Annotated in this window: 20 protein-coding genes and 1 pseudogene; 8 read left to right on the top strand and 13 right to left on the bottom strand. The window is 73.9% G+C overall.

Translation table 11 applies throughout. From position 1 onward, the window contains the following. Positions 1-23 precede the first annotated feature (23 nt). From topA to ACFQTY_RS02520, 10 genes are all read right to left on the bottom strand, one after another. Positions 24-2,753, bottom strand: coding sequence for a type I DNA topoisomerase (topA, locus tag ACFQTY_RS02565; RefSeq protein WP_378096844.1), 2,730 nt, complete (start codon positions 2,751-2,753; stop codon positions 24-26). 57 nt (positions 2,754-2,810) lie between these two features. Further along, the gene (locus ACFQTY_RS02560) at positions 2,811-3,692 is read right to left on the bottom strand and encodes a phosphatase PAP2 family protein (protein ID WP_378096841.1); all 882 of its coding nucleotides are present in this window, start codon (positions 3,690-3,692) and stop codon (positions 2,811-2,813) included. A gap of 95 nt (positions 3,693-3,787) precedes the next feature. Further along, positions 3,788-4,144, bottom strand: coding sequence for a hypothetical protein (locus tag ACFQTY_RS02555; protein WP_263731264.1), 357 nt, complete (start codon positions 4,142-4,144; stop codon positions 3,788-3,790). A gap of 112 nt (positions 4,145-4,256) precedes the next feature. Next, complete coding sequence (locus ACFQTY_RS02550; protein ID WP_378096837.1) at positions 4,257-5,291, bottom strand: alkaline phosphatase family protein; 1,035 nt, start codon at positions 5,289-5,291, stop codon at positions 4,257-4,259. Between the two features lie 135 nt (positions 5,292-5,426). Beyond that, on the bottom strand, positions 5,427-6,524 hold the full coding sequence (locus ACFQTY_RS02545) for an ABC transporter ATP-binding protein (protein ID WP_378096834.1): 1,098 nt from the start codon (positions 6,522-6,524) through the stop codon (positions 5,427-5,429). Positions 6,525-6,526: 2 nt separating this feature from the next. Beyond that, positions 6,527-7,519: an ABC transporter permease gene (locus ACFQTY_RS02540; protein ID WP_378096831.1), complete on the bottom strand. Its 993-nt coding sequence runs from the start codon at positions 7,517-7,519 to the stop codon at positions 6,527-6,529. 1 nt (position 7,520) lies between these two features. Further along, the gene (locus tag ACFQTY_RS02535) at positions 7,521-8,501 is read right to left on the bottom strand and encodes an ABC transporter permease (RefSeq protein ID WP_378096828.1); all 981 of its coding nucleotides are present in this window, start codon (positions 8,499-8,501) and stop codon (positions 7,521-7,523) included. Further along, complete coding sequence (locus ACFQTY_RS02530) at positions 8,498-9,628, bottom strand: ABC transporter ATP-binding protein (RefSeq protein WP_378096825.1); 1,131 nt, start codon at positions 9,626-9,628, stop codon at positions 8,498-8,500. Before ACFQTY_RS02530 ends, ACFQTY_RS02535 begins: the two co-directional genes overlap by 4 nt. 83 nt (positions 9,629-9,711) lie before the next feature. After that, on the bottom strand, positions 9,712-11,397 hold the full coding sequence (locus ACFQTY_RS02525) for an ABC transporter substrate-binding protein (protein ID WP_378096823.1): 1,686 nt from the start codon (positions 11,395-11,397) through the stop codon (positions 9,712-9,714). A 55-nt stretch (positions 11,398-11,452) separates the two neighbouring features. Continuing rightward, entirely contained in the window at positions 11,453-13,999 is a 2,547-nt protein-coding gene (locus tag ACFQTY_RS02520) for a beta-glucosidase (RefSeq protein WP_378096820.1), read from the bottom strand. 107 nt (positions 14,000-14,106) lie between these two features. Here ACFQTY_RS02520 and ACFQTY_RS02515 point away from each other — a divergent pair, with 107 nt between their 5' ends. From ACFQTY_RS02515 to ACFQTY_RS02490, 6 genes and pseudogenes are all read left to right on the top strand, one after another. Then, positions 14,107-14,850: a TetR/AcrR family transcriptional regulator gene (locus tag ACFQTY_RS02515; RefSeq protein ID WP_378096817.1), complete on the top strand. Its 744-nt coding sequence runs from the start codon at positions 14,107-14,109 to the stop codon at positions 14,848-14,850. A gap of 60 nt (positions 14,851-14,910) precedes the next feature. Beyond that, a pseudogene (locus ACFQTY_RS02510) lies at positions 14,911-15,235 on the top strand (DUF2277 domain-containing protein). Between the two features lie 69 nt (positions 15,236-15,304). Continuing rightward, positions 15,305-16,042, top strand: a complete 738-nt coding sequence (locus tag ACFQTY_RS02505) for a response regulator transcription factor (protein WP_263731254.1) — start codon at positions 15,305-15,307, stop codon at positions 16,040-16,042. After that, entirely contained in the window at positions 16,039-17,724 is a 1,686-nt protein-coding gene (locus tag ACFQTY_RS02500) for a sensor histidine kinase (protein ID WP_378096814.1), read from the top strand. The genes ACFQTY_RS02505 and ACFQTY_RS02500 overlap by 4 nt, the downstream gene beginning before the upstream one ends. A 22-nt stretch (positions 17,725-17,746) precedes the next feature. Next, positions 17,747-19,078, top strand: a complete 1,332-nt coding sequence (locus ACFQTY_RS02495) for a glycosyltransferase (protein ID WP_378096811.1) — start codon at positions 17,747-17,749, stop codon at positions 19,076-19,078. Next, the gene (locus ACFQTY_RS02490; RefSeq protein ID WP_378096808.1) at positions 19,075-21,318 is read left to right on the top strand and encodes an ArnT family glycosyltransferase; all 2,244 of its coding nucleotides are present in this window, start codon (positions 19,075-19,077) and stop codon (positions 21,316-21,318) included. The genes ACFQTY_RS02495 and ACFQTY_RS02490 overlap by 4 nt, the downstream gene beginning before the upstream one ends. Here ACFQTY_RS02490 and ACFQTY_RS02485 read toward each other — a convergent pair. Then, positions 21,258-21,734 (bottom strand): hypothetical protein, encoded by a 477-nt coding sequence (locus ACFQTY_RS02485; protein ID WP_378096805.1) that lies wholly within the window; start codon positions 21,732-21,734, stop codon positions 21,258-21,260. The two genes, ACFQTY_RS02490 and ACFQTY_RS02485, sit on opposite strands and share 61 nt — an antisense overlap. 72 nt (positions 21,735-21,806) lie before the next feature. Continuing rightward, positions 21,807-22,139 carry a hypothetical protein gene (locus tag ACFQTY_RS02480; protein ID WP_378096802.1) on the bottom strand — a complete coding sequence of 111 codons (333 nt, stop codon included), beginning with the start codon at positions 22,137-22,139 and terminating at the stop codon, positions 21,807-21,809. Positions 22,140-22,354: 215 nt separating this feature from the next. On the opposite strand from ACFQTY_RS02480, the gene ACFQTY_RS02475 reads away from it, so the two are divergent. Continuing rightward, positions 22,355-23,002 carry a GNAT family N-acetyltransferase gene (locus ACFQTY_RS02475; protein WP_378096799.1) on the top strand — a complete coding sequence of 216 codons (648 nt, stop codon included), beginning with the start codon at positions 22,355-22,357 and terminating at the stop codon, positions 23,000-23,002. Here ACFQTY_RS02475 and ACFQTY_RS02470 read toward each other — a convergent pair. Continuing rightward, positions 22,944-23,624, bottom strand: a complete 681-nt coding sequence (locus ACFQTY_RS02470) for a hypothetical protein (RefSeq protein WP_378096796.1) — start codon at positions 23,622-23,624, stop codon at positions 22,944-22,946. The genes ACFQTY_RS02475 and ACFQTY_RS02470 overlap by 59 nt on opposite strands. 118 nt (positions 23,625-23,742) lie before the next feature. Here ACFQTY_RS02470 and radA point away from each other — a divergent pair, with 118 nt between their 5' ends. Continuing rightward, the gene (gene radA, locus ACFQTY_RS02465; RefSeq protein ID WP_378096793.1) at positions 23,743-25,206 is read left to right on the top strand and encodes a DNA repair protein RadA; all 1,464 of its coding nucleotides are present in this window, start codon (positions 23,743-23,745) and stop codon (positions 25,204-25,206) included. The last annotated feature ends 9 nt before the right edge of the window (positions 25,207-25,215 follow it).

Here is a 25,215-nt window from a genome sequence, read left to right as displayed (position 1 = left end):
CCCGACGCGACCGCCGGAACCGCTCAGGAGCGCGAGCTCGCCCGGCTCTTCCCGGCCCCGGCACGGGCCCGCGGAGCCGCCTTCCGCTTGGTCGGGCCGGCCTCCCGCTTGGCCGCCAGCAGGGCGATCGCCTCGTCCGGGGTGATGGACTCGGGCGTCGTGTCCTTGGGCAGCGTGCGGTTGGTGACGCCGTCCGTGACGTAGGCGCCGAACCGGCCCTCCTTGACCACGATCGGCTTGCCGCTGGTCGGGTCGGTTCCGAGCTCGCGCAGCGGCGGCGTGGTGACCGCGCCGCGACCGCGCTTGGGCTGCGCGTAGATGGCGAGCGCGTCCTCGAGCGTGACGTCGAACAGCGCCTCCTCCGACGGGAGGGTGCGGGAGTCGGTGCCCTTCTTCAGGTACGGCCCGTACCGGCCGTTCTGGGCAGTGATCTCGGCACCGGTCTCCGGGTCGGTGCCGACCACGCGCGGCAGGGACAGCAGCTTGAGCGCGTCCTCGAGCGTGATGGTGTCCAGGGACATCGACTTGAACAGGGAACCGGTGCGCGGCTTGGGGGCCGCGGCGAGGGCCTTCTTCCGGGCCGCCGCCGAGAGGCCGGGGTCGAGCTCCGGCTCGGGCAGCACCTCGGTGACGTAGGGGCCGTAGCGGCCGCTGCGCGCGACGATGGTGGTCCCGGTGGACGGGTCCGTGCCGAGCTCGCGGTCGCCGTCCGGCTGCGTGGTCAGCAGCTCGTGGGCCTTCTCCACCGTCAGCTCGTCCGGTGCCAGGTCGTCCGGCACCGACGCCCGTTGCGGGTCCGTGGAGCCCTCCAGCGGCGGCGCCTCGAGGTACGGCCCGTACCGGCCGACGCGCAGCGTGATGCCGTCGCCGACGTCGATCGAGTTCACGTCCCGCGCATCGATCTCGCCGAGGTTGTCCACCAGCCCGTGCAGCCCGCCCGACTCGCGGGAGTCCGACCGGTCGCCGAAGTAGAACTCGGTCAGCCAGTCGACCCGGTCCCGCTGCCCCTCGGCGATCGCGTCGAGGCCCTCCTCCATGTCGGCCGTGAAGGAGTAGTCGACCAGCCGGTCGAAGTTCTCCTCGAGCAGCCGCGTGACGGCGAACGCCAGCCACGTCGGCACCAGCGCCTGCCCGCGGCTGGTGACGTAGCCGCGGTCCTGGATGGTGGAGATGGTGGCGGCGTACGTGGACGGGCGGCCGATGCCGCGCTCCTCGAGGGCCTTGACCAGGCTCGCCTCGGTGTACCGCGGGGGCGGTGACGTCCGGTGGCCGTCCGCCGCCAGGTCGCTCGCGGTCAGCGGGTCGCCCTGCGCCATGCGCGGCAGGCGCGCCTCGCGGCCCTCACCGGCGGAGCCGGCCGCGGCGTCGTCGTCGTACCGGGAGACGTCCCGGCCCTCCTCGTACGCCGCGAGGAACCCGCGGAACGTGATCACGGTGCCGGAGGCGGAGAACACGGCCTCACGCCCGTCGCTCGTCGTCGCCGCCAGGCGCACCGAGGCCGTCTGGCCCCGGGCGTCCGCCATCTGCGAGGCGACCGTGCGCTTCCAGATCAGCTCGTACAGGCGGAACTGGTCGCCGGACAGCTCGCGGGCCACCTGGGCCGGCGTGCGGAAGTGGTCACCGGCGGGGCGGATCGCCTCGTGCGCCTCCTGGGCGCCCTTCGCCTTGGCCGTGTAGATGCGCGCCACGTCCGGCACGTACTCCGCGCCGTACAGCTCGGCGGCCTGCCGGCGCGCCGCGTCGATCGCCTGCGTGGACAGTGCGGGCGAGTCGGTCCGCATGTAGGTGATGTAGCCGTTCTCGTACAGACCCTGTGCGGTGCGCATCGCCTGGCGGGCGCTCATCCGCAGCTTGCGGCCGGCCTCCTGCTGCAGGGTGGAGGTGGTGAACGGCGCCGCCGGGCGGCGGGTGTACGGCTTGGTGTCCAGCGACTGCACGGCGAACGGCGAGGCGGCCAGCGCGCCGACCAGGGCGGTCGCTGCGGCCTCGTCGAGCGCGACCACGCCGGACGACGAGCGCAGCGCGCCCCGGTCGTCGAAGTCGCGGCCGCTGGCCACCCGCGCCCCGTCGAGCCCCGTCAGCCGCGCGGAGAACGTCGGCTCGTCGTCGTCGGCCACCGCGAACGTGCCCGTCAGGTCCCAGTAGTCCGCGGCGCGGAACGCCATCCGCTCCCGCTCGCGCTCCACCACCAGGCGGGTCGCCACCGACTGCACCCGGCCGGCGGACAGGCCGGGCCGCACCTTGCGCCACAGCACCGGCGACACCTCGTACCCGTACAGCCGGTCGAGGATGCGGCGGGTCTCCTGCGCGTCCACCAGCCGGTCGTCCAGCTCCCGGGTCGACGTCAGCGCCCGCTGGATCGCCTCGCGGGTGATCTCGTGGAACACCATCCGCTTGACCGGCACCTTGGGCTTCAGCTCGGACAGCAGGTGCCAGGCGATCGCCTCGCCCTCGCGGTCCTCGTCGGTGGCCAGGTAGAGCTCGTCGGAGTCCTTCAGCAGCCGCTTGAGCTCGGCGACCTTCTTCTTCTTGTCCGCGTCGACCACGTAGTACGGCGTGAACCCGTTGTCGACGTCGACGGCGAACTTGCCGAACGGGCCCTTCTTCATGTCCGCCGGCAGCTCCGACGGCTGCGGGAGGTCGCGGATGTGGCCCACGGACGCCTCGACGTCGTACCCCTCGCCGAGGTACCCCGCGATCGTGCGCGCCTTGGCAGGCGACTCCACGATGACGAGCTTGCGTCCTGCAGCCATGCTGTCCGGCCTCTCCAGCGTTCCGGCGCATCGGTCGAGCGCCGTTCCCGCCGAACCCTACGACCTTCCGTCAAGCGAGCCGGTGGCCCGGCGCAGCACCAGCATCGCGGCGAAGGTCAGCGCGGAGGCGGCGATCACCGCGCTCACGCCGCCGGCGTAGGCGAGCACCTCGGCGGCCCGGGTGGCCGTGGCGGACCGCACCGACCACGTGCGGACCAGCAGCAGCGCGCCGACGACCGCAGCTGCCGCCCCGCCCGACAGCAGCACCCCGAGCACCACCGCGTGCGTGCTGGGCGCACCGTTCGTGCGGACCACGGGCACCTGGTCGGTGACGGTCGGCGCGGACCGGCGGGTGGACAGGGCGCAGGCGACGGCGGTCCACGCGAGCACGACGAGGGTCGCGGCGACGGCGTCCGACGGGCGGTGCCAGCGCCCGATCAGCGTCGAGACGCCGGTCGCGGCGGTGTACGCGCCGCCCAGACCAGCCACCCACGGGCGGGCGCGCGGCGGGACGACGAACAGCAGGGCCGCCGAGACGGAGGCGGCCGCGGTGGTGTGGCCGCTCGGCAGCGTGTTGTCCCCGGTGCCGGGCTGCAGGTGCGGCCGCTGGAGCACCACCAGCTTGAGCAGTCGCGTGGTGCCGTTGGCGCCGATCACCAGCACGGCGACCTGGACGGCCAGCTCCCACCGGCGCCGGACCAGCGCCACCACCACCGAGACGGCCAGCGCCGCGGCGATGAACCACGTCGACACCACGTCGAGCACGCCGTGGGCGGTGCTCCACAGGTGCGTCTGGCCGAACCGCGCACCGTCGAACGCCAGCCGCTCCACCTGCTGACCGGCCACCGTGTCCACGAACACCCGCCACAGCAGCCACACGCCGACGGCCGAGACGGCCGCCACCGACCAGGCGACCAGCGCCGCGCGTCGCCTGCTCACCGCCCCACGGTAGGCGACGGCACCGCTGCCCCGCCGCCGGCCCGTCGGCCCACGGCCCGCCAGCGGACCCGTCAGCGCAGCCGTCAGCCCCGCCGTCAGGCGACCGCCACCGGCACCGGCTCGCCGGCGCCGACCACCAGCGCGTGCGTGCACGCGCCCAGCCGGCCCCGTGCCTCGTCGTCCGCGTTGATGCACAGCAGGCAGCCGCCGCGGCCCTCGAGCCGGGCCGCCGCCTCGTCGATCGCCGCGGCCGCTCGTCCGGACCGCAACCGCGCCGCGCCGAGGTCCAGCACGACGAGGGACGCGCACGCGGAGAGCGCGTCCAGCAGGGCGCGCAGCCGGCCGACGTCCTCCCGTCCGAACGACCCCGCCGGTCGCACCTGCGCGGTGAGCCAGCCCTCGCCCTCGAGCGGTCGGTGCTCGGACGTGCGCGGCACGGTGGGAACCGTCATGGCTGGCCTCCTGGTCGATGTGACCTGGTCAGCCCATCGCCCGAGCCTGGGACGGTGCTGGGAGCCGACGTCGGGATGCCTGAGAGCGGCCCGCTCCCGGTCGACCTCCCGCTCAGCCGCCGAGCCCGGGGATCGTCGTCGCCTGGGCCGCGGAGCCGAGCAGCGGCAGGCCGAGCACCTGCTCCGTGGTGCGCAGCAGGGAGTAGTGGTCCAGGCGGGTGCCGATCCGGGTCTGCGCCGGGACGGTGGGCGCCACCACCAGCAGGGGGACGCGGTTGTCGTGCGCGGTGTCGTCCTCGTCCCACGTGATCAGCACCGCCGTGGTGCCGCGGGTGTAGGCGCTGCTGTTCAGCACCGCGGGCAGGTGCTCGCGCAGCCAGGTGTCGCCGGTGGACACCGAGCAGTCGTGCATGTCGTGGCACAGGTCGGGCGTGACCAGGGAGAACGCGGGCAGACGGTCGGCCGCGAGGTCGGTGGTCAGCTGGCCGAGGCCGACGTCCCAGCGGGCGCAGTCGGCGCGCACCGCGGTGTAGTAGGCGGCGGGGTTGTGCCGGACGGCATAGCTGCCCGACGAGCTCGGCGCGCACGGCGCCGGCATCCCCTCCTGGTACGACCGCCACTGCTTGCCCGCCGTCGTCAGCTGGCCGAACAAGGACGGGCCGGACAGCGGGTGGACAGCGGGGTCGCCGTCGTCCGCGACGCCGTTGGTGGAGCCGGAGGTCGCGGCGAGGTAGTTGGGCAGCGACGGGTGCGTGATGCCGTGGTAGTCCATCGCCAGCGCGCACGAGGCGGCGAGGGTGGTGATGTAGGAGGCGTCCGGTGAGCCGATGATGCTGGTCGAGGGCTTGTTCTCGAACCAGATCCAGATCACGTGCTCCCAGGTGGCCGGCTGCGCGGCGCCGACGCACGGCCGGTTGGACGAGACGCCGGACACGCTGGGCGACGGCGCCGACGTGGAACCGTCGGCCGCCGTGGCGATCGAGGACCCGGCCGTCCCAGCCGCCGACGGCCGAACGGACGACGAGGTGGTGGAACCGTCGGACGGCGACGTGCCGACCGTGCACCCGGCCAGCAGCAGGAGCACCGCGGCGGCACCGACCAGCGCCGACCGTCCCGTCGTCAGCCGACCCTTCACCCGAACGCGCACCCGGACACTGTGCCGCCCCCACCTACCGGGACGCGAACCGGCGGGCTGCCGGGGACGGACCCGGCGGCCCTCCGGCCGGCTCGGCGGGCCCGGTTCGGCAGGCCCGGTTCCGCAGGCCCGGCTCAGCGGCCCGGCTCAGCGGGCCGCGAGCTCCGGCGGCACCGGGACCGGCTCGAACCCGGCGGCGGCCACCCGCTCGGGTTCGTGGCGCAGGCACGCCACCGTCCGCCGCGGGTCGTCGCCGGCCACCGCCGGGGTCACCAGCTCCGGCCGCACGGCCGCGCACGCGTCGAGCACGTACGGGCAGCGGGCCCGGAACGCACAGCCGGACGGCAGGGCCGCCAGGTCCGGCGGCGAGCCAGGGATGCCGCCCAGCTCGCGCTTCGGCCCGCGCAGCGGCGGGAACGAGTGCAGCAGCCCGCGCGCGTAGGGGTGGCGCGGGCGGCGGTACACGTCCTGGGCGGCGGCGTCCTCGACGATCTCGCCGGCGTACATGATCGCGATGCGGTCGGCGATCTCGATCAGCAGCGAGACGTCGTGCGTGATGAAGACGACCGAGAAGCCGAGGCGCTCGCGCAGGTCGGCGATCTGCTCGACGATCTGCCGCTGCATCACCACGTCGAGGGCCGTGGTCGGCTCGTCCATGATCAGCACCTGCGGGTCCAGGGCCAGCGCCATCGCGATCATCACGCGCTGCCGCATGCCGCCGGACAGCTGGTGCGGGTAGCTGCGCAGCCGGTCGGTGGAGATGCCCACCAGCTCCAGCAGCTCGGCCGCCTTCTCCAGCGACTCGGCGCGGCCCATCCCGGGCCGGTGCGCGCGGATGCCGTCGGCGATCTGCCGGCCCACCCGGAACACCGGGTTGAGGGAGTTCATCGCCCCTTGGAACACGATCGCCGTGTCCTGCCAGCGGGAGGCGCGCAGCTCGGTGTCGCTCAGCGCCAGCAGGTCGCGGCGCGACCCGTCCCGGTCGGTGAACATCACCTCGCCGCCGGTGACCAGCCCCGGCGGCGGCAGCAGGCGGGTGGCGGCGTAGGCCAGCGTCGACTTGCCGCAGCCGGACTCACCGGCCAGCCCCAGCACCTCGCCGCGGTGCAGGGTCAGGGACACCTCACGCAGCACGTGCACCGGGTCCTCGTCGTACCCGTAGTCCACGGACAGGTTGCGGATCTCGAGCACGGGATCCCCGACCACGGCCCGCCCCGGACCGGTCTCCTCCAGCACCACGTCCACGCTCACTGCTCCTTCGCCTCGTGCACCACGGGGGTGAACCCGACGCGCGGCCGGATGCCGCGCCGGCGCAGGGAGCCGGCGTTCAGGCCGGTGCTGCGCAGGCGGGGGTTGACGAACTCGTCGATGCCGAAGTTGATCAGCGTCAGGCCGGTGCCCAGCAGCGCGATGCAGAGGCCGGCCGGCACGAACCACCACCAGGCGCCGCGCTGCAGCGCGAGGTTGCCCTGGGCCCAGAACAGGATGGTTCCCCAGTTCCAGCTGGACACGCTGGTCACGCCGATGAACGCGAGCGTGATCTGCGACAGCACCGCGAACACCACGGTGCCGACGAACCCGCTGGCGATGATCGCCGTCAGGTTGGGCAGGATCTCGCTGGTGATGATGCGCCACGTGCTCTCGCCGTTGGCGCGGGCGGCCTCGACGAAGTCCCGACGCCGCAGCGACAGGGTCTGCGCGCGCAGCACGCGCGCCCCCCACGCCCAGCCGGTCAGCGCGATCACCATCGCGACGGTGATGCCGCCGGCCGACGGCAGCTGCCCGGCGATGATGATGATCAGCGGCAGCTGCGGGATCACCAGGAACACGTTGGACAGCGCGGACAGCGTCTCGTCCCCCGCCCCGCCGATGTAGCCCGCGGTCACGCCGATCAGCACGCCCATCGCGGTGGCGACCACGCCGGCGATCAGGCCGACCACCATCACGCCGCGGGTGCCGACCACGATCTGCGACAGCACGTCCTGACCCAGGTGCGTGGTGCCCAGCCAGTGCTGGGCCGACGGCGGCTTGAGGATCGCCGTCGAGACGGCGCTCGGGTCGTACGGCGCGATCCACGGGCCGATCACGGCGAGCACGCCGAAGAACCCGAGGATCGCCATGCCGGTGATCGCCTTGGCGTTGCGCAGGAACAGCAGCCTGCGCCGCTTGCCCTTGCGGGCCCCCTGCACGGGGGCGGTGACGTCGGCGCCGGTGGTCAGCGCGGTGGTGTCGACGGCCATGTCAGCCCTCCTGCCGGGTGCGCGGGTCGAGCAGGGCGTACACGACGTCCGCGACGGCGTTGGCCACCAGCACGGACAGGGTGATCACCAGGAAGCAGCCCTGCATCAACGGGTAGTCGTGGTTGGACACCGCGGTGTACAGCGCCCAGCCGATGCCCTGGTAGCTGAAGACCATCTCCATCACCAGCGTCCCGCCGACGATGAAGCCGAGGGACAGGGCGAAGCTCGACACCTGCGGCAGGATCGCGTTGCGCGCCGCGTAGCCGAACATCACGCGTCGCTCCGACAGGCCCTTGGCGTGCGCGACGGTGACGTAGTCCTCCGAGGAGACGGTCACCATCATGTTGCGCATCCCGAGGATCCAGCCCGCGATGGACGACAGCACGATGGTCAGCGCCGGCAGCGTGCCGTACCGGATCACCGACCCGGCGAACTCCGGCGTCAGCGCCGGCACCATCGACCGGTCGTAGCTGCCCGAGGCGGGCATCCAGCCGAGCTTCACCGAGAACAGCGCGATGCACAGCAGGCCGAGCCAGAAGTACGGCACCGCCTGGAAGAACGTCGAGACCGGCAGGAGCATGTCCGCCCACGTGCCGCGCCGCCACCCGATGCCGGCCCCGATCAGGGTGCCGATGACGAAGCTGAGGACGGTGGCGATGCCGACCAGCCCGATGGTCCACGGCAGCGACTGCTTGATCACGTCCACCACGGGCGTCGGGAAGTAGCTGAACGACAGGCCGAGGTTGCCGTGCAGCAGCAGCCGCCAGTACTGCACGTACTGCGTCCAGATCGACGCGTGGCTGTCCAGGCCGAACAGAACGCGCAGCGCCTGCTCGGCGGAGGAGTCGAGGCGACCCTGGTTCTTGGCGATCAGCGCGGCGACCGGGTCGCCCGGCATCATCCGCGGGATGAGGAAGTTGATGGTGACCGCGGCCCACGCCGTGATGACGTAGAAGATCGCGCGGCGGACGAAGAACTTCACGACAGGTCCTCCTCGACCGGCACGGTGGACGGGCGCGCGGGGCCCGTGGCGGCGGCCAGTGCGGAGCGGTCGCCGTAGGCGTCCAGCACCGAACCCAGCACGGGTGCGTCCGGGCGGTCCGAGTAGCCCCAGCACGCGGCCTGACGCTCGGCGCCGACCTCCAGCAGCGGCGGCACCTCCGCGCTGCACAGGTCGACCGCGAACGGGCAGCGCGGGTGGAACCGGCAGCCGCTCGGCGGGTGCACCAGCGACGGGGCCTCGCCGTGGGCGCCGTGGGCACGGGCGGCCAGGTCGTCGGGGTCCGGGGCCGAGCGCACCAGCAGCTGCGTGTACGGGTGCGCCGGCTCCTGCGTCACCGACTCGGCGTCCCCGCTCTCGACGACACGACCGGCGTACATCACCATCACGCGGTCGGCGAAGTAGCGGGCCGAGGCGATGTCGTGCGTGATGTAGAGGATCGCGATCTGCAGCCGGTCCCGCAGGTCGCGCAGCAGGTTGAGGATGCCGAGACGGATCGACACGTCGAGCATCGAGATCGGCTCGTCGGCCAGCAGCACGTCGGGGTCCGCCGCCAGCGTCCGGGCGATCGCCACGCGCTGGCGCTGACCGCCGGACAGCTCGTGCGGGAACTTGTCCACGTACTGCGCCGCCGGCACCAGCTGGACGCGCTCCAGCAGGCCGGTCAGCGCCGCCTCGAGCTGCTCGCCGCGCAGCCGCCCCTGGTGGATCCGCACCGCGCGGGTCAGCGTGTACCGCACGGTGTGGATCGGGTTCAGCGACGCGAACGGGTCCTGGAAGATCATCTGCACCCGGCGCGTGTAGGCCCGGAATGCCCGGCGGCCGTGCACCGTGGCGTCCTGCCCGTCCACCAGCACCTGGCCGGCCGTCGCCGGTATCAGCTGGGCCAGCAGCCGCGCGATCGTCGACTTGCCGGAACCGGACTCACCGACCAGCGCCACGACGCGCCCGCGGTGCAGCTCGAGGTCGACGTCCTCCACGGCGTGCACCACGTCGTGCGACCGCACGCCGCGGACGGGGAAGTGCTTGCGCAGGCCGACGGCCTGCAGCGCCGGGACGTCGGAGGCAGGGGCCGACCGGGGCCCCGGCACGGGCGGGGGGTTGCTCAACGTTCACCTCGGAGACGGGCGGGGGTGCGGCGGTCGCGCGGCTCACGCGACCGCCGCACCCGGTGACGGACAGGGTCAGAGGCTCACTTGGTGGGGGTGAGCTTCATGACGATCTGGGCGGCCTGCGGACCCGTCGGCTGCGGGTTCGCGTAGGGGTCGTCGTCCGTCGGGAAGCCCGTGTAGTTCGCCGTCGCGTACTGCGCGACGGACGGACGGGCCCAGATCACCAGCGCCGGGGCGTCGTCGACGAAGTGCTTCTGCACCACGGCGAGCGACGACTTGCGGGTGGCGTCGTCCGACGCGCCGCGGAAGTCCGCGAGCGCCTTGGTCACCTCGTCGTTCTTGTACCGGCCGAAGTCCCAGGTGGCCGTCTTGCCGAGCGGCACGTAGGAGGCGCCGTCCATCACGTCCGCGTACATGTTCCACGGGGTGGCGCCACCGTCGGTCCAGTGCAGGGTCGCCTGGAAGTTGCCGTTGGGGATGATGTCGTTGAACCAGGCGTCCTGGTTCGCGGCGTTGACGGTGGCGTCGGCGCCCAGCTGGGCGGCCGCCGTCTTGATCAGGTCCAGGGCCGTCAGGTAGTCGTTCCAGCCGGCGGGGTTGACCAGCTCGAAGGTGACCTTCGCGCCCTTGGGGTCGACCAGCTTGCCGGCGCCGTCCCACGTGTAGCCGGCGTCCTTGAGCAGCGCCTTGGCGGCGTTGACGTCCACCGACTGCTTCTTGCCCTTGTAGTCCGGCGCGATCCAGTCGTCACCCGACGGGCTCGGCATGCCGGTGACAGAGCCGATGGCGGGCCAGACGCCCGAACCGGCGAGCTGCGAGATCTGCTCGCGGTCCACCACCATCGACAGCGCCTTGCGGAACGCCACGTTGTCGAACGGCGCCTTCTCGTTGTTCAGGTAGAGCACGTCCACCCCGAAACCGCCGCCGGCGACCTGGTGGAACGCCTTGGGGTTCTTGGCGATGTACGTGTTCTTGTAGTCGGCGATGAACGTCCAGCCCCACTGCGCCTCACCGGTGGTCAGGGCCGTGGTCAGGGCGTTGTTGTCGTTGTACGAGGAGTACTGCAGCTTGGCGACCTTCGGCGTGCCGCCCCAGTACGTGGGGTTCGGGACGAGCGTCGCAGCCTGCGGCGTCCAGGACTGCAGCGTGTACGGGCCCGTGCCCACCGGCTTGGTGTCGGTGTAGGTGGTCGGGTCGACGTCCTTCCACAGGTGCTCGGGGACGATCACCTGCTTCAGCAGCTTGATCTGGTTGACGTACTCCGGCTGCGTGAAGTCGACGGTCACCGTGCTGCCCGACGCGGTCGCGGACTTGATCTGGTCCGGGAAGTCGGCGTTGATCGCCTTGTACTTGATCAGCAGGTTGAGGGTGAAGGCGATGTCGTTCGCGGTGAACGCCTGGCCGTCGGACCACTTCACACCGTCACGGGCGACGATCTTCGCCTCCGTGTAGTCGGCGTTCCACGTCACCGACGTGGCCAGCCACGGCGTCGGGTTCTCCAGCGGCTTGATGTCGTTGACCTGCATGAGCGACTCGTAGATCACCCACGCGTAGCCCAGCGACTTCGCCGCGGAGCCGGTGGGGATGATCGGGCTCTGGTTCTCCGTCAGCGTGCCGTTGGGCATGCCGACGGTCAGCACCGCGCCCGATCCCTTGCCGGTGGTGCCGGACGACGAGCTGCTGGCGCTGCCCGACGAGCAGGCGGTGACGGCCAGCGCGACGGCTGTCAGTCCGACCACGAGCGGTGCGAGCTTCCGCGTTCTCACAAGTGCCTCCTTGCACTGGTTGCTGCCGTGGAGCGGGGGCGGACGCCCCCACCGATCACTGAGGTGCTGCTGCGCGCGTCGGCTGGACCACGTCCAGCGCCAGGCGCAGGTCCCGCGAGGACCGGCCGATGCGCAGCCGGTAGGTGCCGGCCGGGACGGTCCAGCCGCCGCGACCTGCGTCCCCTGCCTGCCAGGTGCGGAAGGCCTGCACGGCCACCGGCACCCGGACCGTGGTGGTGACGCCCGGCTCGGCGTCCACCACGGCGAACCCGCCGAGCACGCGCACCGGACGCTCGCCGCGAGGCGTGCCCTCCGGGGGCTCGACGTACACCTGAACCACCTCGCGGCCGGGCCGCGGGCCCGTGTTCCGCACGGTGACGGCCAGCTCGACGGACCCGTCGGGCGCCTGGGCCCCGAGCGTCACGGACTCGTGCTCCCACGTCGTCCAGCCCAGGCCGTGCCCGAACGGCGCCGCCGGCGTGCGACCGAGCAGGTCCCACGACCGGTGCCCGACGTGCACGCCCTCGCGGTACTCGACGACGCCGTCCACCGGGATCGCGTCCGGCACCGGCACGTCCTCGGCCCGGGCGGGCAGCGTCCACGGCAGCCGTCCGGCCGGTTCGGCGCGACCGGCCAGCACGTCGGCGACCGCGTCGGGCCACTCCTGCCCGCCGAGCCAGCCCCACACCACGCAGGGCGCCCGGTCCAGCCACGGCAGCAGCACCGGGGCGCCGGCGTTGACCACCACGACGGTGCGCGGGTTGGCCGCCAGCACGGCGTCGACCAGGGCGTCCTGCTCGCCCGGAAGGGCCAGCGAGGTGCGGTCCCAGCCCTCGGACTCGACCTCCTCGGTGGTACCGACGACGACGATCGCGACGTCGGCGGCGGCCGCCGCGGCGGCCGCCTCCTCCCGCAGCCGCGCGGCGGACGGTCCGGGCACGCGGTGCACCAGGAGGGCGCGGGCGAACGAGTCGTAGCCGACGGGGTGCACGGCCTGCACGGTCGCGTCGAGGTGGACCGTCGCGGGGCCGGCGACGGGCAGCATCGCCGGGGCGGGGTGGTTGACCGTCGAGTCGAGGATCACCTCGGCGCCGACCACGTGCTCGGACGAGGACACCGTGACGCCGTCGACCACCAGGCGGTGCGCGCCGACCGTGCCGACCCCGACCTGGTGCAGGCCCGGTTCGGTCAGCCGGACCGCAGCCCGCAGCCGGACAGAGGCCGCGGCGGCCGGCGGCTCGCGCAGCCAGCCGTCCCAGGCCGTCACGTCGTGGGTGTCCAGCACGGCATCGTCGGCGTCGAGCAGCTCGACGCGCAGGCCCGGCGTGCCGTCCGGCGTCGTGCACGCCGCGAGGTCCAGGTCGGGCGGCACCAGCCGGGACGCCGCACCGACGTGCACGTCCACCGGCACGCCGAGGGCGTCCGCCAGCCGGTCGGCCAGCACGGCGCGGCGGTCCGGGGCGACCATCGAGGAGCCGCCGCCCTGCAGGAACGGTTCGACGGCGTTGGCGCCGATCAGCGCCACGCGGGTCGGCGCCGTACCGGCTGCCGGGACGCGGGACGTGCCGGTCAGCGGCAGCAGACCCTCGTCCCGCAGCACCACCATCGAGGCCGTGACCAGGGCGCGCAGCTGCGCGGCGACCTGCGCCGGGTCGGGCAGCGGCAGGGCTGCCTCGTCGTCGGCCGCCCCGTCGTCGTCGGCCGCCGCGAACGCGCCCACGCGCTGCGCGAGCCGCAGCAGCCGCAGCACCTTGTCGTCCAGCTCGCTCTCCGCGACGACGCCGGTGCGCATCGCGTCGAGCAGCCCGTCGCCCCACGGTCCGTCCGGACCGGGCATCTGCAGGTCGAGCCCGCCGCGGACGGCGCCGGCCACCGACCGGGTGGCCACCCAGTCGCTGAGCACCACGCCGTCGAAGCCCCACTCCTCCTTCAGCACCTCCGTGAGCAGGTGCCGGTGCTCCAGCACGGGGGCCGCCTCGACCCCGTCGTCCACGCCGCTGTACGCGCCCATCACCGACCACGCGCCGGCCCGGACCGCGGCCTCGAACGGCGGCAGGTACACCTCCCGCAACGTCCGCTCGTCGACGTGCGACACGTACCGGGTGCGGTCCGTCTCGGAGTCGTTGGCGACGTAGTGCTTGACGCACATCGCCACCCCGGCACGCTGCGCGGCGTCGACCAGCGGCACGGTGAGCCGGGACGTCAGCAGCGGGTCCTCGGAGAAGCACTCGAAGTGCCGCCCGCCCACCGGCGTGCGCTGCAGGTTCACCTGCGGGGCCAGCACCACGTCGACCCCGTGCCGGTGGGCCTCCGCGGCGAACAGGGTGCCGACCCGGCCGGCCAGCTCGGTGTCCCAGGTGGCCGCGAGCGCGGTCGGCGCCGGGAACGACGCCGACGTCCCGGCGTCCGGACCGACGCCGCGCACCCCTGCGGGCCCGTCCGACAGCACCATCGCACGCAGCCCGATCCGCGGGATCGCGGTGGTGGTCCACAGACCGGCGCCGACGACGAGCGCGACCTTCTCCTCGAGCGTGAGGGTGCCGGCGAGCGCGACGAGCGCGTCGGTGCCGGTGCTCGGCTGCTGAGCCGTGTCGAGTGCCACTGCGGTGAGGCCTTCCGATCGGGGGACGTCGTCGTCCGACCGGAGAACAGAACCACATCGCTTACTTACCTGTCAGTAAGTGATTGATAACAGTATGGTGTCGGTCCATGGCGGACCCCGCTCCCCCGACGCCGGCGTCGACGGATGCCGCACCGGGCAGCGCCGCGCCCGCGGGCCGCTCGCCGAAGCCCGGCGCCACGGCCGCGCGCGGGCCACGCCGCCGCCCCGCCACCGCGGAGCGTCGCGAGGAGATCCTTCGCGCGGCGGCCAACACCTTCGGCGCCAAGGGCTACAAGACCGGTTCGCTGGCCGACGTGGCCGAGCAGGTGGGCATGACGCACGCGGGCGTGCTGCACCACTTCGGCTCCAAGGAGCAGCTGCTGATCGAGGTGCTCGAGTACCGCGACAAGGAGGACGTGCGCGACCTCGAGGGTCAGAAGATCCCTAGCGGCCTCGAGCTGTTCGTCCATCTGCTGCGTACGGTCCGGGCCAACGAGCAGCGCCGCGGCGTGGTGCAGGGCTACACGGTGCTGACCGGCGAGTCGGTCACCGAGGGGCATCCGGCGGCGGCGTGGGCCGGCAACCGGTTCTCGATCCTGCGCGGCGAGATCGTCGACGCGCTGCGCGAGCTGGCCGGCCCCGACGTGCCCGAGGCGACGTTGAGCCAGGCCGCGAGCGCCATCATCGGCGTGATGGACGGGCTGCAGGTCCAGTGGCTGCTCGACCCCGACGCCGTGCACCTGGCCGAGTCGACGACGTTCGCCATCGAGGCGATCGTCGCGACGGCCGTCGCCGGGGCTGCCGCCCCGCTGCCGGTCCCACCGCCGGACGCGTCGAGGCAGGCTCACTGAACGGCCGACGTCCGGACCACGTGCTGGGCCGATGTCCGCCTGCCCGCCTACCGTCGTGGCATGTGCCGCAACATCACCACCCTGCGCGGGCTGGAGCCGCCCGCCACCGCTGACGAGATCCAGGCCGCTGCGGTCCAGTACGTCCGCAAGGTCACCGGCATCACCAAGGTCACCGACGTGACCCGTGAGGCGTTCGACGCCGCCGTCGCGGCGGTCGCGGCCGCGACCGCGCAGGTGCTGGGCGACCTGCCGGAGCGCCGGAACCCACCGGCGAAGCTCCCGGCCCCTGCGCCGCGAGGAGGTCGCCGCCCGGGTGGCTGCGCGCCAGCGCGCACGCGAGGAGCACGAGCGCCTGCACGAGCTGGGCGTGCCCCACACGCACTGAACGCCTCGACACAGGAAACTCTCAGGCTCGCTCCAGGGCCGCCACAGCGTCCGCTCCCACGCTGGTCGCATGACGACCACCGCCGCCCGACGCCCCGACGTGCTCACCCGTGCCGACGGCTCCCCCGTGCGCGCGCTCGTCGTGGACGACGAGCCCAACCTCGCCGAGCTGCTGTCCACCGCGCTGCGGTACGAGGGCTGGCAGGTGGAGCACGCGCTGACCGGCCACGCGGCGGTCCGTCGGGCCAAGGACCTGGACCCGGACGTCATCGTGCTGGACATCATGCTGCCGGACCTCACCGGCCTGGAGGTGCTGGCCCGGGTCCGCGCGACGCACCCGAACGTGCCGGTGCTGTTCCTCACCGCGAAGGACGCCGTCGAGGACCGCATCGCCGGCCTGACCGCCGGCGGCGACGACTACGTCACCAAGCCGTTCAGCCTCGAGGAGGTCGTCGCCCGCCTGCGCGCCCTGCTGCGCCGGGCCGGTGCCGCGTCCGGCCGCGAGGAGGCCCAGCTGGTGGTGGGCGACCTGCGGATGGACGAGGACAGCCACGAGGTGTGGCGGGGTGCGGACGAGGTGCACCTGACCGCCACGGAGTTCGAGCTGCTGCGGTACTTCATGCGCAACCCGCGCCGCGTGCTGTCCAAGGCCCAGATCCTCGACCGCGTGTGGCAGTACGACTTCGGCGGGCAGGCCAACATCGTCGAGCTGTACGTCAGCTACCTGCGCCGCAAGATCGACAAGGGACGGGCGCCGATGCTGCACACCCTGCGCGGCGTGGGGTACGTGCTGCGCCCGGCGGCGTGAGCACGCGCTGGACTCTTCGGCGGCGGCTGCTGGCCACCGTCCTGGGACTGCTCGCCGTCGTCGCGACGGTGATGGGCGTCGCCTCCACCCTCGCGCTGCGGGCCTCGCTCGTCGCGCAGATGGACGACCGGCTGCGGTCGGCGAGCCAGCGCGCGGTGCACGCGCCCGAGCGGAGCAGCAGCGGCACGACGGGCACCGGCTCGGCCGCGGCGGCGCCCGGCAGCTCCCCCACCCCGTCGGCCACCACGCCGCCGTCACCTTCCGCCGACACCCGCCCGCCGTGGTTCGAGGGTCCGGGCCAGGAGGTCGGCACGGCGAACCTGGTCGTCTCCGGCGGCGTGACCCGCGCGGGCTACATCGGCGCCGACGGCACGTACCACCACCTCGACACCGGCCAGCACGCGACGCTGCTCGCCCTGCCGACCGACGGCGTCGTCCGGCCGGTGGACCTGGGGGCGCTCGGTGGCTACCGGGCCGTGGCCGTGCGCACCGAGACGGGCGCCATCGTGGTGACGGCGCTGCCGACCAGTGAGCTGGAGGCGACGGTCGAGCGGTACGTCGTCGTCGAGGTGCTGGTCGCGATCGTCGGGCTCACGCTGGCCGCCGTCGGCGCCAACGTGCTGCTGCGCCGCGAGCTGCGACCGCTGATCCGGGTGGCGTCGACCGCGACGCGGGTGTCCGAGCTGCCGCTGGACAAGGGAGCCGTGCGGATCCGTGACCGGGTGCCGGCGCGCGACACCGACTCGACCACCGAGGTCGGGCAGGTGGGTGCGGCGCTGAACCGGATGCTCGGGCACGTCGAGCAGGCGCTGGCCGCCCGCCACGAGTCGGAGTCCCAGGTGCGCCGCTTCGTCGCCGACGCGAGCCACGAGCTGCGCACGCCACTCGCGTCGATCCGCGGCTACGCGGAGCTGGTGCGCCGCTCGGAGGAGGAGCTGCCCGGCGATGCGCGGCAGGCGATGACCCGGGTCGAGGCGGAGACCGTCCGGATGACCGCCCTGGTGGAGGACATGCTGCTGCTCGCCCGGCTGGACGCCGCGCAGCCGCTCGAGCACGAGCCGGTGGACCTGTCGGCGCTGGCGGTGGATGCGGTCGCCGACGCGCACGCGTCCGGGCCCGACCACACGTGGAGCCTTGCGCTGCCCGGTGGAGACGACGTCCCGGACGACGTGCCGGACTGCTTCGTGGACCGTCTCGACGACGATGCCGTCGACCTCACCGACGACGCCGTCGACGAGCTCGAGCCGGACCCCGACGACGAGCCGTCCACCGAGGTGCTCGGCGACGACCACCGCCTGCGCCAGGTGCTCGCCAACCTGCTGACCAACGCCCGCGTGCACACCCCGGCGGGCACGCACGTGCAGGTCGCGGTCGCGCGGGAGGGTGCCGACGTCATCGTGCGGGTGACCGACGACGGCCCCGGCATCCCGCCGGACCTGCGGGAGCGGCTGTTCCAGCGGTTCACCCGTGGGGACGCCTCGCGCAACCGCGCGGCCGGCTCGTCGACCGGGCTCGGCCTGGCGATCGCGCACGCCGTGGTCGCCGCGCACGGCGGCGAGCTGTCCGTCGAGAGCGAGCCGGGGCGCACGCAGTTCGTCGTCCGGCTCCCGGCCGCTTCACCTGCGCCGATGCCGGCCCCGGCCCCACAGCGGCACCACAGTGAGCACCTGACCACCGCGTAGGTCCGCTCGACAACCTCGAGGCATGGACACCACCAGCCTCGACCAGCCGGCCGTCGCGCCGGCGCCGGACCAGGTCCCCCGGACGCCGCTCGCGCCGGTGCTCGACCTGGTCATCCCGGTGCACGACGAGGAGAAGGACCTGGAGCGCGCCGTGCGCGCCACCCGCCGGTACCTCGACGAGCACTTCCCCTACCCGGCACGGCTGACCATCGCGGACAACGCCTCGACGGACGGCACGTGGGCGATGGCCCTGCGGCTGGCCGAGGAGCTGCCGGGTGTTCGGCTGCTGCACCTCGAGGCCAAGGGTCGCGGGCGGGCGCTCCGAACCGCCTGGACCGCCTCGGACGCCGCCGTGCTCGCCTACATGGACGTCGACCTGTCCACCGACCTCTCGGCTCTGCTGCCGCTGGTCGCCCCGCTGATCTCGGGCCACTCGCACCTGGCGATCGGTACCCGCCTGTCCCGCTCCTCGCGGGTGCTGCGCGGCCCCCGCCGCGAGGTGATCTCCCGCTGCTACAACGTGCTGCTGCAGGGCACGCTGGCCGCCCGGTTCTCGGACGCGCAGTGCGGGTTCAAGGCGATCCGGGCGGATGCCGCCCGGTGGCTCTTGCCGCTGGTCGGCGACACCGGGTGGTTCTTCGACACCGAGCTGCTGGTGGTGGCCGAGAAGGCGGGGCTGCGCATCCACGAGGTGCCGGTGGACTGGGTCGACGACCCCGACAGCCGGGTGGACGTGGTGGCCACGGCGCGCGGCGACCTGGCCGGCATCGCCCGGCTGGCACGCGAGCTGGTGTCCGGCCGGCTGCCGCTGGAGGAGATACGTGCGCACCTCACGCTGGCCTCCGACACGGCTTTCGAAGCGGACGGCACCGCACGGTCCGACGCCGCCGTCGCCGGACGAGACCGGCGGCTCCTCGGGCAGCTGATCCGGTTCGCCGCCGTCGGCCTCGCCTCGACGCTGGTCTACGCGCTGCTCTACCTGGCGCTCGCCCCGCTGCTCGGCGCGCAGGCCGCCAACGTGCTGGCCCTGCTGATCACGGCCGTCGCCAACACGGCGGCCAACCGGACGTTCACGTTCGGCGTCCGCGGACCGGCTCGCGCAGTGCGGCACCAGGGGCAGGGGCTGATCGTGTTCGCCCTGGCGTGGGCGCTGACGTCCGGGTCGCTGACCGGGCTGCACCTGCTGGTGCCGGGCGCCGGGCGGACGGCCGAGCTCGTGGTGCTGACCGTGGCCAACCTCGTCGCGACCGTCCTGCGCTTCGTCCTGCTGCGCGGCTGGGTGTTCCGCGCCGCGACCCCCGCCCACGTACCGGCCTCCGCACCCGTGCCCGTCACGGAAGGGATCCTCCGATGACCACCACCGCCCCCATCCAGCCCCCCGGCGCCGCCGGCGGTGCCGCACCGATCCCGGCGCCCGCACCGCTCGGCACCCCGCCGGCCTCCGACCCGACCACAGCACCGCTCCTGACCGACGCCATCCCGGCCGACGGCGCTCCGGCGCCGCGCGACCCCGGACCGACCCTCACCGACCTGCCCGCCCACCGGCGCTGGGACACCCCCGCGTTCGTCGGCCTCCTCGTGCTGACCGCGGTCCTGTTCCTCTGGAACCTGTCCGCCTCCGGCTACGCCAACTCCTTCTACTCGGCGGCCGCCCAGGCCGGCTCCCGGTCCTGGTCCGCGTTCCTGTGGGGGGCGTCCGACGCGGGCGGCTCCATCACGGTGGACAAGCCCCCGGCCGCCCTGTGGGTGATGGCCCTCTCCGTGCGGGTCTTCGGACTGTCGTCGTGGTCGATCCTCGCGCCGCAGGCGCTCATGGGGGTCGCCGGCGTGGCGCTGCTCTACCGCACGGTCCGCCGGCACTTCGGCGCCACGGCCGGCCTGCTCGCGGGCGCCGTGCTGGCGCTGACCCCCGTCGCCGCCCTGATGTTCCGGTTCAACAACCCGGACGCCCTGCTGATCCTGCTGCTGATCGCCTCGGTATGGGCCACCCTGCGTGCCGTCGACGGCCCTCGCACCACCCGGTGGATGGTCCTCGCCGGCGTGCTCGTCGGCCTCGCGTTCCTCACCAAGCAGCTGCAGGCGTTCCTCGTCCTGCCCGGCCTGGCGGCTGTGTTCCTGTGGGCCGGTCCCGTGCCGCTGCTCAAGCGGGTCCGCGACGGGCTGCTCGCCGTCGGCGCCATGGTGATCTCCGCCGGCTGGTGGGTGGCGCTCGTCGAGCTGTGGCCCGCGTCCTCCCGGCCTTACATCGGCGGCTCGCAGACCAACTCGTTCCTCGAGCTGACGTTCGGCTACAACGGCCTGGGCCGGATCACCGGGAGCGAGGTCGGCTCGGTCGGCGGCGGTGGCGGCGGCGCCAACGCCGGCGGCAACTGGGGTGCCACCGGCATCACCCGGATTTTCGGCTCCGAGGTCGGCGGTCAGATCGCCTGGCTGGTCCCTGCCGCGCTGATCCTCGCGGTCGCCGCGCTGTGGCTGCTGCGCCGCGCACCGCGGACCAGCGGGGCCCGCTCCCAGGTCGGCGCCTGGCTCGCGTGGCTCCTGGTCACCGGCCTGACCTTCTCGTTCATGGCGGGCATCTTCCACGCGTACTACACGGTCGCCCTCGCACCGGCGGTCGCGGCCCTGGTCGGCATCGGTTCGGTCCTGCTGTGGCGGCGGCGCACGACGATCGCCGCCCGCACCGTCCTGGCCGGCACCACGCTGGTCACCGCCGCCTGGGCGTGGCAGCTGCTCGGTCGCTCGTCGACGTGGCTGCCGTGGCTGCGCCCCTCGATCCTGGCGACCGCCGTGATCGGTGCCGTGCTGCTGCTGGCCGGTCCCGGCCTGGTCGGCGGCCGCGCCGGTCGGAGCATGACCGGCGTCGGTGCCGCGGTGGCCCTGGCTGCCTCGCTGGCCGGGCCCACCGCGTACACGCTGCAGACGGTGTCCACCGCGCACGCCGGCTCCATCGTGAGCGCCGGACCGACCGTGGCCGGCACCGGGTTCGGCGGCCGTCCCGGCGGCATGCGCGGCCAGTTCGGCGGTGGCCAGCTCCCGGCTGCCACGCAGGGTCAGCCGCCGGCGGGCGCACCGGGCGCGACGACGGGTCAGCTGCCCGGCGGTCAGACGGGCACCGGACCCACGGGCGCCGGCACCGGCACCGCACCCACCCAGGGCTTCGCCGGCCGCGCCGCCGGCGGCGCAGGCGGCATGGGTGGCCTGCTCAACGGCACGACGGTCAGCGCCACCCTCAAGACGATGCTCGAGGCCGGCGCCTCGCAGTACCGCTGGGTCGCCGCGACCACCGGCTCGCAGAACGCCGCGAGCTACCAGCTGGCCACGCAGCAGTCCGTGATGCCGATCGGCGGCTTCAACGGCTCCGACCCATCACCGACCCTGGCCCAGTTCCAGGCGTGGGTCGCCGCGGGCCAGATCCACTACTACATCGGTGGCAGCGGCTTCGGCCGGTCGAACGGCGGCTCGGACGTCGCCGGCCAGATCAGCACGTGGGTCGCGTCGAGCTTCACCGCCCAGACGGTCGACGGGGTGACGGTCTACGACCTGACGTCACCGACCTCCGGCTCCTCCTCGACCACGTCGTCGACAGGAGCCTGACCCGCGACCATCGTCGTGACATCGGTGCGCGGCAGGTAGGCCAGCGCACGCAGACCGGGCCCGGCGGTCCGCTCGAGCAGGAAGTCCCCGACCAGCTCGAGCGGGCCACCGGGCCCCGCCACGTGCCAGTGCGCGGTCACGACGAGACGGGCCGCACCGAGCTCCACCACGTCGACCCGCCCCAGCCGCGGCGCGGGCAGGTCGGACATCGCACGCTGCCGGCCGACGACGGCGGCGACGAACCGCTCGCTCGGCAGCGCCGTCGTCGACGGCGGGGCGCCCCCGGCACCGCCGACCAGGATCACCGGCCCGAGCAGCCGCTCGGCCACCGCGGGATCGTCGAGCCGGGTCCAGTCCCGGAGAAACTGCCGGACGGCGGGATCGAGGCCCGCCAGAGAATCGTCATGTGAAGACATGACATTCTATTATATCACATTTCTTGTATTCCCGCGACATTCTCGGTGCATTCCGCGAGCACCGCCCAAGGGTCAGGCGGAGGCGGGGAACCTCTGCAGCACCGCACCCGAGTCCGCGTCGAGCACCACGATGCCGGTGCCGCTCACGCCGCTCGGCGCGGAGAAGTCCGGGATCGGCCCGCAGGTGCGCCGGTCCCAGCTCGAGATGACGCGTCCCGTGGCGGGGTCCAGCACGACGGTCCGCGGGTGGTCCCGCAGCTGAGCCGGCCATTGCGCCGGGTCGGTCAGCACGTTCCCGTTCGCGTCCGCGGGGGTCGAGCTCCACCAGCCCTCCGGGTCGCCGGGGGTCGGGGGCTGCGGCGGGAACTCTGCGCAGAGCGTCGGCGTCGGCGTCGGAGCGCTCACGGGCCCGTTCACCGGCCCCGCTGCCGCACCTGCGACGCCGCACCCACCGAGAAGCAGCACCGTCGCCACCGCCGCGGACCCGTACCTCGTGCCCATCCCGACCGCCCCCTGACGTCACCGTCACCGTAGCGGCGGCGGCGTCGCCGCCGGGGCGGTTCGGGCGTCGTCCCGCCCGCCACCCCTGCCACCGGGGACCTCCCGCCTACCATCGGCGGATGCCCGAGCCGACCCTGCTGCTCCGCCCCCTGACGACGGCCGACGAGGCCCAGGCGCTGCTCGCCGAGCGCGAGCTCGCCGCCGACGGCTTCGACTTCCTCGTCGGGCGCGACGGCCGGCCGTTCGACCGGTACGTCGAGCTGTTGGCGGCGACCCGGGAGGGGCGCGACCTGCCGCCGGGCTACGTGCCCGCGACGTTCCTGGTCGGCCTGGTCGACGGCGACCTCGTCGGCCGCGTGTCGGTGCGGCACCAGCTGAACGAGCACCTCGCCCGCGTCGGCGGGCACATCGGCTACGGCGTCCGACCGGGCTTCCGCCGGCGCGGGTACGCGACCGCGCTGCTCCGCGGGGGTCTGGCGATCACGGCCGGCCTGGGCATCGAGCAGGCGCTGGAGACGTGCGACGACGCCAACGTGGCGTCATCGGCCGTCATCGAGCGCTGCGGCGGCGTGCTGCAGGACGTGCTGGCCGACGGTGCGGCACGCGTGCGGCGCTACCTCGTACCGACGAGCGCGGTGTACACGAGCGCGGTGCGGACGAGCGCGGTGCAGCCGAGCGCGGTGCCGACGAGCGACGAGGCCGCCCGGCTCAGAGCGGGAACGCCGTGTAGGCGGCGTACGCGTCCGCCGCGGGCGCGACCAGCATGAACACCGACTGGCCGTTGGTCCACACCGCCGTCGCGGTGCCGTCCCCGGAGTCCACCACCGAGTAGGTGCCGACCGTCGCACCACCCGCGGTGACGTCCCCCGACCTCGGCAGCCCCGCCGTGGCGGTCGAGCTGGCACCGGCCGACGGGGTCGCGACGGCCGAGGCCGTCGGTGCGGGCGTCGCCACCGCTGCGACCAGGGTCGCCGCGAACGCCTTCGCCTGGTCGGCGGTCTCCCACTGACCCGCGCGCAGCTTCAGCGTGTGCGCGGACCCGTCCGTGTACGTCTCGTCCCACGCCTCGAGGGCACCGGCGTTCTGCCACGCGGTGTCCGCCGTCGAGGTGGCGAGCGCGTACTGCAGCACGCTGCTCGGCAGCGCCTTGGCGAAGGCTGAGGTCGCCTGCCGCGCGACCGCGGTGACGGTCGGGGTGGGCGACGGCAGCACCACGGTGGCGGCGGCGGCCGGCGAACCCGTCGCGCCGCTCTTGCCCGAGCGCTGCGACAGCACGACGCCGACGACGATCCCGGCGACCACCACCACGGCGGCGACGATCGCCACCGGAAGCAGCCAGGCCGGACGCCCGCCGGTCCCCGACCCGCTGTGGTGTGCCGTCTCGCTCATGCCGTCCCACCCCCGCACCGCCGGCCGAGCGCCGGACGGACGGCAGCCTATCGACGCGCCCGCCGCGTCGTGCCCCTGCTCCGGGGCCGTGTCGGTGCCCACCGCTACCGTCCGACCCGTGACCAGCACCTCCGTCCGCCGCCCGGCGAGCCCACGTGGTGACGCCGCGCGCGCCGACCGCAGCCGCCCGGCCTTCCGCTGCGTCGAGTGCGGGTGGACCACGTCGAAGTGGGTCGGCCGCTGCGGCGAGTGCCAGGCGTGGGGGTCGGTGTCCGAGGACGTCGGGCCAGGCGGCGGCGCACCCCGCACGGCCGCGGTGGTGCCGACGCGGTCGCCCGCGCGGCCCATCGGCGAGATCGACGTCGAGGCAGCACGGGCCCGTCCGACGGGCGTCCCGGAGCTGGACCGGGTCCTGGGCGGCGGCCTCGTGCCGGGCGCCGTCGTGCTGCTGGCGGGCGAGCCGGGCGTCGGCAAGTCCACGCTGCTGCTCGACGTCGCGGCGCGCACCGCCGCTGCCGGCCGCACGGTGCTCTACATCACCGGCGAGGAGTCCGCGGGCCAGGTTCGGCTCCGCGCCGACCGCATCGGAGCGCTGCACCCCGGACTGCTGCTCGCGGACGAGACGGACCTCGCCACCGTCCTGGGCCACGTCGAGCAGGTCGACCCCGATCTACTGGTGCTGGACTCGGTGCAGACGGTCGCCTCCGCCCTGGTGGACGGCACGGCCGGCGGTGTCGCGCAGGTCCGGGAGGTCGCCGCCGCGCTGATCGCCACGGCCAAGAGCCGCGACCTGCCCGTGGTGCTCGTCGGGCACGTCACCAAGGACGGGTCGGTGGCCGGTCCCCGCACGCTCGAGCACCTGGTGGACGTGGTCTGCCAGTTCGAGGGCGACCGGCACTCCCGCCTCCGGATGCTGCGCGCCACCAAGAACCGGTACGGCCCGACGGACGAGGTCGGCTGCTTCGACCTGTCGGAGCGGGGCATCGTCGGCCTGGCCGACCCGAGCGGTCTGTTCGTGTCCCAGGCGCTGCACCCGGTGCCCGGCACCTGCCTGACCGTGACGCTCGAGGGCCGCCGTCCCCTGGCCACCGAGGTGCAGGCGCTGGTGGCGCCCAGCGCAGCACCGAACCCGCGCCGGACCACGTCCGGCGTCGACCCCGCCCGGCTGTCGATGGTGCTCGCGGTGCTGCAGCGCCGGCTCGGTGCGCGCCTGTCCGACCAGGACGTCTACGTGTCCACCGTCGGCGGCGCGCGGGTGGTCGAGCCGGCGGCCGACCTGGCGCTGGCTCTCGCCACCGTCAGCGCACGGGAGGACGAGACGCTGGTGCGCGGGCTGGTCGCGGTGGGCGAGGTGGGTCTGGCGGGCGAGATCCGGACGGTGGCCGGGGTGGACCGGCGGCTCGCGGAGGCCGCTCGGCTCGGCTTCCGGCGGGCCGTGGTGCCGGCCGGAAGCCTCGAGGGCCTCGTCGTCCCGGAGGGCATGCAGGTGGTCGGCGCCGGCGACCTGGCACAGGCCGTCGACGCCGCGGGCGTCGGTGTCCCCGCGGGCGTGACTCGGCTGCGGGGTGGCCAGCACGGCTGACCTGCTCCG

This window comes from Cellulomonas sp. T2.31MG-18 (assembly GCF_964266755.1).
Classification (GTDB): Bacteria; Actinomycetota; Actinomycetes; order Actinomycetales; family Cellulomonadaceae; genus Cellulomonas.
Note: the sequence above shows the minus strand (reverse complement) of the source record. Positions and strands in the feature narration are given on the sequence as shown.